General features: G+C 64.8%; 11 protein-coding genes. 6 read left to right on the forward strand and 5 right to left on the reverse strand.

The features are described from left to right. Positions 1-68 precede the first annotated feature (68 nt). On the forward strand, positions 69-1,259 hold the full coding sequence (locus ACZXDY_RS13605) for a UbiH/UbiF family hydroxylase (RefSeq protein WP_464345833.1): 1,191 nt from the start codon (positions 69-71) through the stop codon (positions 1,257-1,259). Between the two features lie 6 nt (positions 1,260-1,265). Here ACZXDY_RS13605 and ACZXDY_RS13610 read toward each other — a convergent pair whose 3' ends face one another. Further along, entirely contained in the window at positions 1,266-2,219 is a 954-nt protein-coding gene (locus ACZXDY_RS13610; RefSeq protein ID WP_028166472.1) for an AEC family transporter, read from the reverse strand. A gap of 118 nt (positions 2,220-2,337) precedes the next feature. Between ACZXDY_RS13610 and hspQ the strand changes: the two genes are divergently transcribed. After that, positions 2,338-2,670: a heat shock protein HspQ gene (gene hspQ, locus ACZXDY_RS13615; RefSeq protein ID WP_028166473.1), complete on the forward strand. Its 333-nt coding sequence runs from the start codon at positions 2,338-2,340 to the stop codon at positions 2,668-2,670. 110 nt (positions 2,671-2,780) lie between these two features. On the opposite strand, the gene ACZXDY_RS13620 is transcribed toward hspQ, so the two are convergent. After that, a complete protein-coding gene (locus ACZXDY_RS13620) occupies positions 2,781-3,611 on the reverse strand; it encodes an invasion associated locus B family protein (RefSeq protein WP_028166474.1) in 831 nt (276 codons plus the stop codon). A gap of 378 nt (positions 3,612-3,989) precedes the next feature. Between ACZXDY_RS13620 and ACZXDY_RS13625 the strand changes: the two genes are divergently transcribed. The 3 genes from ACZXDY_RS13625 (at position 3,990) to ACZXDY_RS13635 (ending at position 8,694) form a co-directional block, all read left to right on the forward strand. Next, positions 3,990-5,705, forward strand: a complete 1,716-nt coding sequence (locus ACZXDY_RS13625) for an extracellular solute-binding protein (RefSeq protein ID WP_464345857.1) — start codon at positions 3,990-3,992, stop codon at positions 5,703-5,705. Between the two features lie 49 nt (positions 5,706-5,754). Further along, positions 5,755-7,272, forward strand: a complete 1,518-nt coding sequence (locus ACZXDY_RS13630) for an AMP-binding protein (protein WP_464345834.1) — start codon at positions 5,755-5,757, stop codon at positions 7,270-7,272. 195 nt (positions 7,273-7,467) lie between these two features. Beyond that, positions 7,468-8,694 carry a GGDEF domain-containing protein gene (locus ACZXDY_RS13635; protein WP_464345835.1) on the forward strand — a complete coding sequence of 409 codons (1,227 nt, stop codon included), beginning with the start codon at positions 7,468-7,470 and terminating at the stop codon, positions 8,692-8,694. A 25-nt stretch (positions 8,695-8,719) separates the two neighbouring features. Here the strand turns inward: ACZXDY_RS13635 and ACZXDY_RS13640 are convergent, their stop codons facing one another. Together ACZXDY_RS13640 and ACZXDY_RS13645 are read right to left on the reverse strand one after the other, a co-directional pair. Continuing rightward, positions 8,720-10,114: a mercuric reductase gene (locus ACZXDY_RS13640; protein ID WP_464345836.1), complete on the reverse strand. Its 1,395-nt coding sequence runs from the start codon at positions 10,112-10,114 to the stop codon at positions 8,720-8,722. A gap of 400 nt (positions 10,115-10,514) precedes the next feature. After that, positions 10,515-13,493, reverse strand: a complete 2,979-nt coding sequence (locus tag ACZXDY_RS13645) for an autotransporter outer membrane beta-barrel domain-containing protein (RefSeq protein ID WP_464345837.1) — start codon at positions 13,491-13,493, stop codon at positions 10,515-10,517. 526 nt (positions 13,494-14,019) lie between these two features. On the opposite strand from ACZXDY_RS13645, the gene ACZXDY_RS13650 reads away from it, so the two are divergent. Beyond that, entirely contained in the window at positions 14,020-14,760 is a 741-nt protein-coding gene (locus tag ACZXDY_RS13650; protein ID WP_464345838.1) for a helix-turn-helix transcriptional regulator, read from the forward strand. A 9-nt stretch (positions 14,761-14,769) separates the two neighbouring features. Here ACZXDY_RS13650 and ACZXDY_RS13655 read toward each other — a convergent pair whose 3' ends face one another. After that, complete coding sequence (locus ACZXDY_RS13655; protein ID WP_464345839.1) at positions 14,770-15,213, reverse strand: hypothetical protein; 444 nt, start codon at positions 15,211-15,213, stop codon at positions 14,770-14,772. Positions 15,214-15,383 lie beyond the last annotated feature (170 nt).

Genomic DNA, 15,383 nt, shown 5'->3' on the forward strand with positions numbered 1-15,383 from the left:
AATCGGTGGAAAGATTTTAGCGAATTTGATGGCTTGAAAATGCCGCCAATCCCGTCAAATGTTCCGATATGAGTGATGCACCGCATGTCTATGACGCCGTAGTCGTCGGCGGTGGCCCTGCTGGGCTGACCGCCGCCATCGCGCTTGCGGATGCCGGGGCGAAGACCGCCCTGCTCGCCCGCCGCGCGCCCTACGCCGACAACCGCACCACGGCGCTGCTCGGCGCCTCCGTCGAGCTGCTCGAGCGGCTGGATGTCTGGCGGCGTCTGGCCGAGAAGGCCGCGGCGCTGAAGGTGATGCGGCTGGTCGATGACACCGGGCGGCTGATCCGCGCCCCGGAAGTGAGGTTCTCGTCCGACGAGATCGATCTTGAGCAGTTCGGCTTCAATATCGACAACCGCTCGTTGGTCGCGGCGCTCGAACAACGTGCGGCCGAACTGCCTGGTCTGACCCGCATCGACGACGAAGCCGAGATCATCAATCCGGAAGACACCATGGTCACGATCCGGACCGGCCGCCGCGAGCCGCTGGCGGCGCGGCTGGTGGTCGGAGCCGACGGCCGGCAGTCGCAGTCGCGCGAGGCGGCCGGCATCGAAATCAGCCGCCGCGACTTGAAGCAGTCGGCCCTCACCTTCAACATCGCCCACTCGCGCCCGCACAAGAACATCTCGACCGAATTCCACACACAGCACGGCCCCGTCGTGTTCGTGCCCCTGCCCGGCAACCGCTGCAGCGTGGTCTGGGTTTCCTCGGCCGCGGAAGCCGAGCGGCTGAAGGCGCTCTCCGATGCGGAACTGTCTGACGCCGCCGAGAAGCAATCGCATTCGATTTTCGGCCGCGTCGAGGTCGAGCCGGGGCGCAATCTGTTTCCTCTGGCGATCGAACAGCCCAGGCAGTTTGCCAGGAACCGGGTCGCGCTGGTCGGCGAGTCCGCCCATGTGGTGCCGCCGATCGGCGCGCAGGGCCTCAACCTCGGGCTGCGGGACGCAGCCGATATCGCCAGGCTCACCGGCGAAGCGCTCGCGCATGGCGAGGACCCCGGCTCGCCGCAGGTATTGGCGCGCTACCAGGCGGCACGGCGCGGCGATGTCATGAGCCGGACCTTCGTCATCGATCTCGCCAACCGTTCGCTGCTCAGCGATTTCCTCCCGATGCAGTCGATCCGCGCCACTGGCCTGCACCTGATCGGATCGATCGGCCCGCTGCGGCGGCTCGCCATGCGCGAGGGACTCGCGCCGTCTTGGCGGCGCGTGAGCTGAAGCTCTTTAGGGAAAGCTTAGCCTTCCCGTCTGCAGCACCCACATTACGCTGGTCAGCGTCACGACGGAGGCAAAGGTGCCGACCAGCACGGCGACGGACGCCGGTTTGACCCAGGTGTCGTTCTGCCGCGCGATCACGAACACGTTGAGCGCCGGCGGCAATGAGGCCATCAGCACCGCGGTCGCAGCCCAAGGCTGAGCGAAGGGACCGAACGCCAGCATCAAGCCGAACGCGAGCAGCGGATGGACCAGAAGCTTGACGGTGATCACGCCCGGCACGTCCCACGGAATCCGATCGAGCGGCCGCAGCGCGACGGTGACGCCGAGCACGAACAGCGCCACCGGCGCCGCCGCGTTCTGCAGGAACAAGAGCGTACTATCCAGCGCAACCGAAAAACGCAGGTGCAGGGCCGCGGCAAGTGCGCCGAAGCACGCCGCCATGATCAGCGGGTTCAGCACGATCTGGCGCGCCGTCACCCCCAGCGCGTGCAACAGCGAGGGATGCTCGCGGTCCGTCAGTTCGATCAAGAGCGGCACGATCGAGAACAGGAAGATGCTGTCACAGCAGAAGATCAGCGCGGTCGGCGCAGCAGCCTTCGGCCCCAACACCGCGAGCGCCAGACCCGGACCCATGTAGCCGATGTTGCCATAGGCGCCGGAGAGCCCCGCGAGCGTCGCCTCGCGCAGCGACAGCCGCCCCAGGAGCTTGGCGACCAGCATCGCCAGGAAGAAGGCGATCATCGTTCCGAGCGTGGTCGCCACCAGGAACGGCGGATTGTTGAGTTCCGAGAACGGCGTCTTCGACATGATGCCGAATAGAAGCGCCGGCAGCGAGACGTAGAGTAGGAAGAAATTCATCCAGGCAAGCCCCGACTCGGGCAGACCCTTGGCCTTGCCGCAGGCGAAACCGATGAAGATCAGCCCGAAGTAAGGCAGCGCAAGATTGAGGATATCGACCACGGAAGGCGTCTTTTTGGGGATTTTCCAAAGGAAATGCCGGAAAATCCGGCAGGAGGCGAAAGGTTAATTCGCGCGCTTGCCCCTAGCATCCGCCGTCATCATGGTCTATCGACGAGCTATGATAAAAGCGCGTACCGCTAAGTTCCAGATTGGGCAGATCGTCCGCCACCGGGTGTTTTCCTTCCGGGGGGTGATCTTCGACATCGATCCGGAGTTCAACAACACCGAGGAGTGGTGGCTGTCGATCCCGGAAGAGGTGCGGCCGCACAAGGATCAGCCCTTCTATCACCTGCTCGCCGAAAACGCCGAGACCGAATACGTCGCCTACGTCTCCGAGCAGAACTTGCTGCCCGACAATTCCGGCGAACCGGTCCGGCACTCCCAAGTTGCCGAGATATTCATCCAAGACAAGTCCGGCGGCTACCGTCCGCGCAATCCTTCGCTGAATTAGCTCGCACGCGACACGGATGCTGCATCGCAGCGGCGCGGATCAGATCGTTCCCGTAGCAAAAAAGGCGCTCCTGCGGGAGCGCCTTTGACGTATCGGGAAGCTTCCCGCCGTTACTTCGCGGGGGGCGGGCTGGAGACGCCCGTCGCCGGCGGATTGGCCTCAAGCTTCTTGCGGGCCTCTTCCGCGCGCTTCTGCAGCTCTTCCTGCAGCTTCTTCTGGTTTTCCTCGAACACCTTCGGGTCGGTCGGCGGACCGTCATAGGCTTTGGCGAATTCGTTGACGAGCGGCAGCGGCAGCGTCAGCGGCGCGCCGTTGGCGTTGATCGCCTGCACCACCAGGTTCTGGCCCTTCTTCAGGCTGTTGAGCAACTCGGGGGTTGCCTCATAGTCCGACATGCAGCCATTGGCGAAGCAGATCACATAGGGCGCCTGCTGCGGCGGGTTGTTGTCGACGATGATGCGGGTGCCGTGCACGAGCTGCATGCCGAGCGGGAGCGTGACGCGCAGGATCTTCTTCGGCTCACCCTCGGGCTCGATGATCACGGCGGCGATCACCGGCTGGCCGGACTCGATACGGCCGTCCTTGCCCGTGAAGCAGACCTGCTTGGCGTTGGCATCCTGGCCCTTGAGGCAGAACTTGGTCCAGGGCGCGTAGATGAGCTGAACCTGCTGATCCTGGGGCGGCGGCTGCTGCGGCTGGGCTTGCGCGGTCGGAGCGCCCTGGGCGGGCGGCTGACCTTGGGCCGCCGGCGCGGGCGCCTTGGGGGCAGCCTTCGGCGCCGCCTTGGGAGCAGCCTTCGGTGCCGCTGGTGCGGCAGGAGCCGCCGGCTGCTGAGCTCCGGCCTCGGGAACAAGCACGGCCGCGGACAGGGCCGTCGCTGCCAAGGCGGCGAAAATTCGCCCACGCGGCCGGGCCGACGCGGCCAAGATACGGAAATTCATTGCGGAAAACCCTTTCTCAACGGCGGCGCCCGAAACCGCTGCAGGCACCGACACCTAGCCGTTTGGGGCGGCTGTCTCCTAGTCAATTGAGGCGGATACGTGACAGGCGTTGCCGCCTTGTTCAATTGCACGCCTTCAATACAGCGGCAGACGAAAAGATCAATGCCGGCAAGCAGGTTTGCCCCAACGTCACGGCGAGTTGCAGGGTCCTGTGGTAAAGCTCGTTCCGTGAGATTTCGCGAATCAGACCGACGCGTTGCTCCGCGCGTTTCTTGGGTTGCATCTGGGCGTGGCGCCCTCGCCGCGCTGGGTTTTGCCATCGTGCTCGCGCTGGTCGGGACCAGCCCGGCGCAGGCGGCGGAAAGTTATGCGATCGCAATGCACGGCGCGCCGGCATTGCCGGCCGATTTCACCCATATGCCCTACGCCAATCCCGACGCGCGCAAAGGCGGCCGGCTGACCTGGGGCATTCTCGGGACGTTCGACAGCCTCAACCCGCTGATCGTTCGTGGTCTCGCGGTGCAGCAGATCAGGGGCTTCGTCGTCGAGAGCCTGCTGGCGCGCGGCAATAACGAGCCGTTCACGCTCTACGGCCTGCTCGCCAAGACCGTCGAGAGCGACGATGCGAGAAGCTACGTTACCTTCCATCTCGATCCCCACGCCCGCTTCTCCGACGGCAAGCCCGTCACGGCCGAAGACGTGCTGTTCTCCTGGGAGCTCCTGCGCGATCACGGCCGTCCCAACCACCGGCAATATTATGCGAAAGTCGCGAAAGCCGATTCCCCCGATCCGCTCACGGTGCGCTTCGATCTCACAGGCGCCAACGACCGCGAACTGCCGCTGATTCTCGGCTTGATGCCGGTGTTGCCGAAACACGCGGTCGATCCGGCGACCTTCGAGGACACAACACTGACGGGACCGATCGGCTCCGGCCCCTATCGCGTCGGCGCGGTGAAGCCGGGCGCGAGCGTCACGCTGGTGCGCAATCCGGATTATTGGGGCCGCGACCTTCCGATCAATCGCGGCCTCTACAATTTCGACGAGATCAGGCTCGATTTCTACCGCGAGGCCAACGGCCAGTTCGAAGCCTTCAAGCGCGGGCTCTACGATTTCCGCGTCGAGGCCGAGCCACTGCGCTGGCACGACGGCTATGATTTCCCCGCGGCCCGCAACGGCGAGGTAATCCGCGACACCATCAAGACCGGAATGCCGCAACCTTCCGAATACCTGGTGTTCAACACCCGCCGTCCGCTATTTGCAGACGTCCGCGTGCGCAAGGCGCTGACGCTCCTGTTCGATTTCGAATGGATCAACCGCAACTACTTCTTCGGCCTCTATGCCCGCAGCGGCAGCTTCTTCGCCGGCTCGGAACTGTCCGCCTATGGCCGCCCTGCCGACGAGCGCGAACGAGAATTGCTGCAGCAGGCGAACGCGCATATTGCGCCCGACATTCTCGACGGCAGTTATCACCTGCCGGTCAGTGACGGCTCAGGCCGCGATCGCACCGCGCTGCGCGGCGCACTCGCACTGCTGTCGGAGGCCGGCTACGAGCTCGAGGGCACTGTGCTGCGCAACCGCGCGACCAAGGCGCCGTTTGCATTCGAGATCCTGGTGACGACCCGCGACCAGGAGCGGATCGCGCTCGCCTACCAGCGCGACCTCAAGCGTGCCGGCATCGAGGCGCGCGTGCGGGCGGTCGATCCGGTCCAGTTCGACCAGCGCCGGCTCGGCTATGAGTTCGACATGCTCCAGAACCGCTGGGATCAGTCACTGTCGCCCGGCAACGAGCAGTCGTTCTATTGGGGCAGCCAGGCCGCCGATATCCCCGGCACCCGGAATTACATGGGCGCCAAGGATCCGGCGATCGATGCCCTGATCGCCGCGCTGCTGGAGGCGCGGGAGCAGCCCGCCTTCGTCTCGGCGGTGCGGGCGCTGGACCGCACGCTGATGTCCGGCTTCTACGCAATTCCGCTGTTTAACATCGCGGAGCAATGGATCGCGCGCTGGAATCGGATAGAACGACCAGAGAGCACTGCCCTGACCGGCTACCTGCCGGAGACCTGGTGGCAGAAGCCAGAGCCGCAACCGAAGTAGCCGCAGGCCAAGTAATGCAACCGAAGTTGATGCAACCGACGTTGAACCCGTGACCCAGTCCGCTTCGCCCACTCTTGATTCCCTGTTCAAGCGCGTGCTGGCGCGGCAGCCGGACGCACTGGCGCTGGTCGATCCGCTCAACAAGCAGCGCATCACCGGCCAGACGCGCAAGCGGCTGACCTATGCGCAAGCCGACCGCGCGATCTCGGCGCTAGCGGCGCATTTCATTGAAGCGGGATTGCCGGCCAATTCCGTGCTGGCCGTGCAATTGCCGAACACGGTCGAATTCGCGCTGACGGTGCTGGCGGCCCATCGCTGCGGCCTGGTGGTCGCGCCGATGCCGCTGCTTTGGCGGCACGCCGAACTGACCGCGGCATTGAACCGCACCGCCGCGCGGGCAATCGTGACGACGAGCCGGATCGACGGCGTCATCTACGCCGACTTCGCGATGAACGCGGCGGCGGAAGCGTTCTCGATCCGCCATGTCTGCGGTTTCGGCAGCGACCTGCCTGAAGGCATGGCGTCGCTCGACCAAGCTATCCTGCGGGAATCCTCGACCACGCGGGCGGTGATCCAGGACGGCCGCAAGGCCTCGCTGATCTCCTTCGATGTGACCGCCGATGGCTTCCGTCCGGTACCGCGCGCCCATTTCGCCGTGATCGCCGGCGGACTTGCGATGTCGCTGGAAAGCGACGTGCCGCAGGGCGCAACCATCATGTCAGCTTTTACCCCGATGTCCTTCGCAGGCCTGGCTTCTTCGCTTGCGGTCTGGCTGCTCACCGGCGGCACTTTGGTGCTGCACCACCCCTTCGATGAAGAGGTGCTGCAGACCCAGATCAACGACCATGCCTGCGACACGCTGATTGCGCCTGCGCCTCTGGCGCTGCGGCTGGCTGAACTTGACCTCGACGTCAACATGCCGAGCGTGCGCAACGTGATCGGGCTGTGGCGGGCGCCCGAACAGGTCGCCGCCGGCGCCTCCTGGACCGCGCAGCGCGCGACGCTGACGGACGTCTATCTGTTCGGCGAAGCCGGCCTGTTTGGCGCGCGCCGGACCGCCGAGGACGGTTCGCCCGCGCCGATCAAACCGGGTCCGCATGGCGCGCCGCGCGAGCTTCCGGGCTCCTCCATTGCCGGCGAGATCCTGCTGACGCCAACGGGTACGCTTGGCCTGCGTGGGCCGATGGTGCCTGCCGCAGCCTACGCACCGCCGCAAGTGCCGAACGACACGTTGATAGCGCCGCCCCCCCGCGACTACGTCGACACTGAATACGCAGCGCGGCTCGACCGTTCGACGGGCGCCATCAATATCACCGCGCCTCCGTCCGGCATCATGGCGGTTGGTGGCTACCGCTTCCTCGCCAACGACCTGCAGGAATGGTCGCGCCGACTCGGCCAGGGCGCGTTGCTCACCGCTCTGCCCGACCGCCTCGCCGGCCATCGCCTCGCCGGACGCGCCCAGGACAATGCGCGCGCCCGCAACGCCATGACAGAACTCGGCCTCAATCCATTGATGGTCGAAGCCTTTCGCGATCGGACCGGCGGCATTGAGCAAACCCCGCGTTAGAGCGTGGTCCGGAAAAGTGGAAACCGGTTTTCCCTCGCGACAAACGCGAAGCGTTTGCGCGGAGATCATGCTTAAACAAGGAGATGAGTTCATGATCCGATTTCGTCAAATCGGATCATGAACTAACGTTGACGCTGCATTAAGCGGCGGCAACTAGCATCGCAGCCAACGCTTCCGCCCGATCCGAGTTGCCGAATGCCCCAGCAAGGCCCGATCCTGATTGCCTCGACCACGGGTCGGCCAGCCTTTGCGCGCGCGCTCGATGAGAGCAGGCTGTTCCCGGTAATCGAGACCACATGGACTGACGCCGCGCGCGCTGTCACCCAGGTACAGCCAGCCGCCGTGATCGCCGCTGCCTCGAGCAGAGATGAGGCGGGACTTGCCGAATTGGCAGCGATGATCGCGCCACGCCAGCCCTATCTGCCGCTGATCGCCGTCAATCCCGAAGCGGCGTTGCCCGACAATGCCATTCCGTTCTTTCATGCCGAGAAGCATCCCAGTCGCCTGGTCGCGCGTCTGAACGCGGTGCTGCGCATCCGCTCGCTGCATTCGACCGTGATGCGGCGCCTGGTACCGCCCTCGCCGATCCTGCTTTCGGATATCGACACCAGCCGCGACGCGACCGTGCTCCTGATTGGCCGCGGCGGCGCCTACCCGGCGCTCTCGGTTGTGCTCGGCGAGCGTTGCGGCGTGGTCGGCGCACTCAGTATCGAGGCGGCCGCCAAGCATCTCAATTCTCGCGACGTCGATGGCATCGTTCTCGGCGAAGGCTTTACGCTGCGTGTGATCGATGCCTTCCTGACGGTGCTTGCCGAAGACGCCCGCTTCCGCAATCTGCCGGTCGTGGTAACGCCGGACGGGCTTGCCCCCAGCTACGAACTGCCCCATCTCGAGCTGGTTGCCCGCGAGCCGGCCGACGTCGCCGCGATCGCTCTGCCCTTGGTGCGCCAGCACGCATTCGAAGTGCATTTGAGCCGGACGTTGCGCGCGATCGACGCCAAGGGCCTGATCGATGCGCGCACTGGCCTGCTCACCCGCATTGCCTTTGAGCGCGATTTCGCCACCGCCGTCTATCAGGCCACCGAGCACGGCGGCGCGTTGAGTGTGGCGCGCTTCGCCTTCGATCCCGACCATCCCCGCGCGCAATTCGACGGCGCGCGCATTATCAGCCGCCTGATGCGCCAGATGGATTTCGGCGCGGCCCAGGAAGACGGATCGGTCATCGTCGTATTTGCGGGCGCCGACTTGCGCAACGCCCATGCCATCGCGCGTCGCCTGTCCAGCGTCATGCGCCACACCAGCCATGGCACGCACGATATGCGTTCCGATCCCAGCGTGAGCGTCGCTACGCTGCTGTCGAACGACACGGCAAGATCGCTGCTCGCGCGGCTACACGACGAGGCGCACCGCGCGGCATCATAGCGGCGCAAGGAGCGCCTGCCTCCGATCAAGACCGCGGCGGCACGTTTGCGAACAGCGGGCCTAATCCTTCCGCGATGGTGAGATGGGCGATGACGGCATCACGCAACTTTGGGTACGGCAAGCCGGCGAGCATTGCGGTCTGGATGACGGCCATGACCTCGCCGGCCTCGGAACCGATCATTGAGAAGCCGAGGACACGGTCGTCATTCGCGCTGACGACCACCTTCATGAAGCCATCGGTCTCGTCGGTTGCCTCGGTGCGCAGGACATGGCTCATCGGCAGCTTCGCGACACGCGCAGGGATACCCTGCCGCTTGGCTTCCTGCTCGGAGAGGCCGACACGTGCGAGCGGCGGATCGGTGAACACGACATAGGGAATGAGGCGATCATCGGTCCTGCGGCTGCCGCCGACCATGTTGTCCCTTACAATTCTGAAGTCATCGATCGAGACATGCGTGAACTGGGGACTGCCGCAGCATTCGCCGATCGCCCAAACACCGGGCGCACTCGTTTGCAGTCGTTCGTTGACCCGGATGAAGCCGCGGGCATCGAGTTCTATTCCGGCTTCGTCGAGCCCGATGCCGGCGGTGTTGGCGACCCGGCCAACTGCCACAAGCAAGTCGCTGCCTTCGATCTTCTCTTCACCCTTGGGGGTGCGCACGCTCACCGAGACTGTATCGCCGGAAACACCATGGACACTGACGGGCTGGGCGTTCAGCAACACGTCAATCCCCTCGCCGCTCAGAATGCGCTGAATCTCTTCGGCCGCATCGGCATCTTCCCGTCCCATGAGCTGGCGACCCGGCTCGATGATTGTCACCCGGCTGCCGAACCGACGGAAGCCCTGTGCCATTTCGACACCGACATAGCCGCCCCCGAGTACGATCAAGTGCGACGGCGCGTAGTCGAACTCTAGCGCTTCGATATGAGTAAGCGCACGCCCGGCCTTGAGACCGGCGATCTCAGGAATGGCTGCGTGCGTACCAACATTGAGGACAACCTCGTCACCGGCGAGCAAGCGGGTACCCCCATCGTTCAACGCGACCTGAAGGGTCTTCGGACCCACGAAGTGGCCGCTGCCCATGATGAGTTCCGCGCCGCTCTCCTTGTAGGCGTTCAGGTGGAATGCGATCTCGCGGTCGACCATGCCCTGTTTGCGAGCGCGCACCTTGCCCATATCGGTTTTGACGGCGCCAGTCAGTGTCCCGAAATGCGCAGCGTTCCGCACGAGGTGAGCGACCCGCGCACTCCAGATTTCATTCTTCGACGGGAGACAGGCGACTGCCGGACAGGAGCCGCCGACCCAGCGGCGCTCGACCACGGCGACTTTCTTGCCGGAACGGCCAAGGTGCCATGCGAGCTGCTTGCCGCCCTGACCGCTGCCAAGGATGACGACATCGAAGCGTTCAGCCTGAGACATGGATCATCTCCCTGTTGTCTCGGAAACGGACCCTTACTGCGGAGGACATAGGATTGCGCCAGAGGCGCCACCGCTATGCGCCGCTGATCGTGATCGCGCTCGTATGGTTGCGGCTGGAACCTTCGGGGTGGAGAGCGCTGCCCTGGCTGCCGCCACGCCGAAGTTCCCCCGCACGACACTCATCGCGTGTGGTGGGGTTTGCGTCGCGCCTCTGCTAGAGCATGATCCGGAAAAGTGTGAAGCGGTTTTCCGAAAGATCATGCTCAAACAATAACCTAAAGCGCGATGATGATTCATCCTCATCTCATCGCGCTTTAGTGCGCTCCTGGATCATGATCTCCGCGCGAACGCTTCGCGTTGTCGCGAGGGAAAGCCGGTTTCTACCTTTCCGGATCGGGCTCTAGAATCTCCAGGAGAAGCTGCCCTTGACCGAATGATCCTGCACGCGGTTCGCGAGCTGGCCGACGTAGGAGATGCCGACGCTGGCTTGCGGCGTGACCCGCAGGTCGAGCCCGCCTTCGACCAGCGCCGCGTTGCGCGCGAGCGGGACGCCCGCGACCATGAAGTTCGCGCCCGTGCTCTGGAACGCCAGCGCCGCCGTCGGGGTGACATCACCGAGCGCGTACTGCCACGCCACCGAGGCGCGCGGCGTCAGCGACATGCCGTTCGTCAGCAGGAAGCTGGTGGCGATGCGCGCGCCGAGCGTCGAGTAGCCGACGTCTTCCTTGGTGCCGGAGCCGAGCAACGCGGCGATGCCGCTACCGCCGGTCTCATTGAAACTGTTGGTGTCGAGATGGACCCAGGCGAGCCCCGCAAACGGTTCGAGCGCAACCTGTCCGACGGTCAGCCCATAACCCACCTCGCCGAACACCTGCGCCGTGGTGGCGTCGTAGCGGGCGCGCGCGGTGTCGAAGAAGTTCGGGAAGACGATCGAACGGCTGGTATCGAGCGTGCTGAAGCTTGTCGCCGCACCGCCGCGCAGGCTGAGCGCACCGTAGGTCGCACCGACATAACCGGCGAGATGGGCGGTCTCGACATCAGCGGAACTCGTCCGGTCGCTGACGCGGACGGTTGAACTGGTGTAGCCGCCGGCGATGCCCACGATCCAGTTGGGAGCGAAGCGATGGTCGACGCCGCTGAAGAAGCCGGCAAGATCGCGCGTCATGCCTGCGGCATTGCCGTTGCCGTCGAACCGGCCCCAGGCGCCGACGCCCTGCGCCCAGAACGCCGTCTCGGGAAGCCGCGCGGGCGGCGCTTTCATCGGGAAAGCCGATTTGCCCACCCCCGCATAGGCGAGCGCAGGACTGGCCGACGCGGCCAACTGCGGGCCTCCGGAGGTGAGCGCGGCCATCGGCCCCGCGTCGCCGGTGAATGAAGCCTGCCGCAACCGTCCGAGCACGGCCTCGCGCAGATAGCGGGCGTCGTCGATCATTGCGGTCTGCGCGCTGGCACGCACTTCGCCCGACAGCGCATCGAACGCCTGCCGCGCGCCGGCCGCACTCTGGTTGAGCACGGCAATCACCAGCGGGCTGGTCAGTGAACTCTCCTGCAAGGCGCCGGCCGCCGCGCGCTGGTTTGGGGTCTCCGCGACGTCGGGGAATGCGGTGCTGCTGCGGGCGAATCTCAGGAATACGTCGTTGGCACCGTAGCTCAAAGTCGGCGTCAGGAAGATGAGGCTGCTGCTGACATCCGCAAACGTGCCGGTGACGCCGCCGTTCGCGGTGAGGATGGTGTAGACTGTCTGCGGCGAAAAGATTCCGCTCTGCGCCAGCGCCAGCACGGTGCCCCCCGTGACGCTTGCGGTCCCGGTAGCGACAATCCGATCGGATTGGCCGGCCGCATTGGTCTCGACTTGGTAGATCGAGCCGGCCGCGAAGTTGAGATTGCCGGCGACGTTCAGGGTGCCGATCGAATTGCCGGGCGCGACGGCGCCGCCATTCGCAACAGCGAGGCCGCCGATGGTACCGATGCCGCCGAGCGTGCCGCCGCCGTTCACAGTGACGGTGCTGGCGAGGCTCGCGCCGGCGTGGTTGTCATCGCCGACCACGAGCTTGCCGGCATTGACGGTGGTTGGACCGGTGTAGGTGCTCTGGCCATTGAGAACCAGGGTCTTCGAACCGGCCTTGATGAGAGCACCGCCTCCGGTGATCACATTGCTGAGCGTGATGTCCAGGGATTGGTCAAACGTCAGCGTGCCGGCCTGGATTGCAATATTGCCGGTCAGGCCCGGCGTCGAACTGCCGAAGATGAGTGTGTTTGCCCCACCAAGAAACGTGAGAGCATTGGCACGTGTCACGCCGTCGTTGGACAAGCCGCCTGAAATCGTGCCGTTGTTGATGACAGTGGCATCCGTGCCGACGATGCCGGCGCCGCCGCCAAGGGTGCCGCCGCTCCAGCCATCTCCCCCGATGATCGATCCTGTGTTGCTGAGGGATGAACCTGACAGAATGGCACCGGCTCCGCCACCACTGCGCGCCGCCCCACCGCTGCCGCCTCCGAGACCGCCGCGAATGATGCCGCGGTTGTCGAGCGACGAGGCGGCACTCAGAGACACGCCAGCGCCGCCGCTCCCAGCGGGAGCCAGGACGCCGCCATATCCCACGGCGCCGCTGCCGCCTATGCCGCCGGTGATGTTGCCAATGTTGACAACCGAAAGTGCGGCCCCGGCAAGGCCGGCACCGCCAGCGCCTCCGACGCCACCACCTCCAGCGCCGACGGCTGCGCCGGCCGTCCCGCCGGTGCCCCCAGCGATTGTCCCGGTGTTGGTGAAGCTGGCACCTGTGGCACTGAATTGAACGCCCACGCCACCGCTGCCGCCACCACCGCCGGTGTCAGGATACGGGGGGCCACCGTAAATTCCCGACTTGCCGCCGTCGCCGCCACTGCCACCGGTGATGGTCCCGCTATTGCTGCTGGCGCCGTTGCCGGTGATCACGGCTCCGTACCCGCCTGCCCCGCCACCGCCGCCGCCGCCCGCGCCCCCCGAATTGGCGTCGCCGCCCTTGCCGCCTCGGCCGCCGACTATCGTCCCAGTGTTGGTCAGAATCGTTGTGCCGGCGCCGTTGCCATTGTATCCGCCGCCACCGCCGCTTCCGCCCAGGAGGCCGGTCTGTCCGTCATGGCCGTTCGGATCGCCCGCCGTACCTCCGGTGCCACCAGGAAGACCGCCGTACGCACTACCACCGTCACCGCCCCCCGCGCCGCCGCCGCCGCCGCCAGCGAGCGAATCAGCACGTACGCTATGGCCTGGATTCCCGGTGTAACCAGCGCCGCCACCCCCAGGGGTCCAGCCGAACCCGGGGCCGCCCTGACCTCCGTCAGCCCACGCCGCCATGGTGAAGCCGACAACCACACAAAAAGCGGTGGAACCGACGCGCATGACGCGCCGAACGTGCCGGCGATGACAATCGTGGCCCCGCGACTGGCGGTCCGAACATTTCCACGTCATTGCAGCCCCCACGACACTACCAATTTTCCGCACGCGCCTGTGGTTGCCGCAAAGCCATTTGCACGACTTCTGATCACGTCAACCTGTGCGGCGACTTGCCCATCACCGATGCCGATGTTCGCGCGAAAGTTCGCGACATTGGACTTCAGCAACGTTCATACTTACGCTGGCTCCTCAACGACGCCGAGGAAACAACGCACGCACCCAAACAGTCTTCGATGAATCACGATCTGACTACTGACCGCAAGGTATACAGGCGGTGGCGTGAGCGTTAAGAAAAACGAGCGAGACTTTGCTGCAACAGATTGGGTTCTCGATCGCCGCAAATCTCGCGCAAATAGATTCAATTCCAACCAGAAACTGCAACGCAGAATCCCATGGGCAACCGGGACGGTAGCTCGACACCGAAATCATCCGCCTTTACGAATCGAAACCCGATCTCCACGCGCTACCCGATTTGCTGTTCACGAGCGTCAGTCGTCTGATCGACGCGGAAGTCGTGAGCTTTTCCGAATTCCATCATGCGAGTCAGGATTTTCGCGCGTTGGTTTCGGTCGAAGACGATCCTGAAAAGCGTGCGCGCGCGATGCAGGCGTTTGCCCGTCACCGACAATCGCACCCGTTCTGGCAGTATGACCCTGCCTTCTACGGCGAGCGCGCGCTGCGCGAGTCGGATTTCTTCACCGATGAAGAGTACGTCGAACTCCCCATGGCCAGGGAAGCGTTCCTGCCGTCAGGTGCCCGTCGGATGATGGCGATCGTGCTGCAGCATGAAGACTATGTGGTCACGATCGTCGGCCATCGTGTGCTCAATCGCCCGCCCTTCAGCGATTTGGATCGCGACCGTCTCGAAGCGTTCCGTCCGCACATTCTAAGAAGCTATCGGCAGGCTCAGCAGCGCACTCTCGCCAAGCTCACTCCGGCCGATCGGCTGCGACTGGCCTTCCCCACGCTCACGCCGCGCCAGATCGAGGTGGCATCGTGGATTGCCCTGGGCAAGTCGAACGATGAGATCGCTGGCATCCTCAATATCGGCGTCGATGCGATCAAGGCGCACGTCAAGGCGATCAACAGCAAGATCGACTCGGACAGCCGCCGTGCGGCGATCGTCATCGCCCACACCACACCGCCTTTCGCCGATCTGCCGCCGCTCTGGAAGCTCGGCCTCGATGCGTGGGACGGCCAGGCGCAGCCGTAAGCTTCTTGGTCAGTAGCACCGCATGATGTTGACGGTCTGCTCTCCGCCGCGCCGTCCGGGGACCGTCACGCTCTCCGAGGGGCAGCTCGAGACATAGGGTCGATCGGAAGGTGCAACCATTGGCGGATAGCGATGGGCCCAGTCCCAAGGGACGTCATAGGTGTAGGTGTTGCGGAAGTCGCCCGAGACCGATTGCGATTGCGGTATGCCGGCGATGCCTTCGCCGATCGCTGGCGCATCGAAATAGCCTGCTGTGCCCGGCCAGAAGCCACCGACAAAGCCTCGCCGATGCGGCCGGAACGCAGGACCAACGTGCCCGCGCACAACCGACGGCGCCGAAGCAACCCCGGCGCGCGCTGCTCCTCCCGACCTCGCGGATGCATCATTCGCAGCGAACAGAAGCGCTGCTGCGCCAACAGACGCGATCAACGCGCCACAGATTCGATAGCTCATGGTACGCACCAACTCGCCAATTACGGAGCCGCATTCGGCGCACGCTAGGCCATGCGCTTTCGTGCCGCCAACGCATACTTAACTGGTAGTTAAGCAGTAATATTAACAGCCAGCTATTGTCTCAAAAGCTCGGGATCGGCCGCGCTGCGCGACCGGCATCCCGCGGACAG

The organism is Bradyrhizobium sp. LeoB3 (assembly GCF_055456055.1).

Bases quoted from the DNA above. Each gene is read 5' to 3' on its own strand.
- ACZXDY_RS13605 (WP_464345833.1), top strand. From the start codon at position 69: ATGAGTGATGCACCGCATGTCTATGACGCCGTAGTCGTCGGCGGTGGC.
- hspQ (WP_028166473.1), top strand. From the start codon at position 2,338: ATGATAAAAGCGCGTACCGCTAAGTTCCAGATTGGGCAGATCGTCCGC.
- ACZXDY_RS13620 (WP_028166474.1), bottom strand. From the start codon at position 3,611: ATGAATTTCCGTATCTTGGCCGCGTCGGCCCGGCCGCGTGGGCGAATT.
- ACZXDY_RS13625 (WP_464345857.1), top strand. From the start codon at position 3,990: ATGCACGGCGCGCCGGCATTGCCGGCCGATTTCACCCATATGCCCTAC.
- ACZXDY_RS13635 (WP_464345835.1), top strand. From the start codon at position 7,468: ATGCCCCAGCAAGGCCCGATCCTGATTGCCTCGACCACGGGTCGGCCA.
- ACZXDY_RS13640 (WP_464345836.1), bottom strand. From the start codon at position 10,114: ATGTCTCAGGCTGAACGCTTCGATGTCGTCATCCTTGGCAGCGGTCAG.
- ACZXDY_RS13645 (WP_464345837.1), bottom strand. From the start codon at position 13,493: ATGCGCGTCGGTTCCACCGCTTTTTGTGTGGTTGTCGGCTTCACCATG.
- ACZXDY_RS13655 (WP_464345839.1), bottom strand. From the start codon at position 15,213: ATGAGCTATCGAATCTGTGGCGCGTTGATCGCGTCTGTTGGCGCAGCA.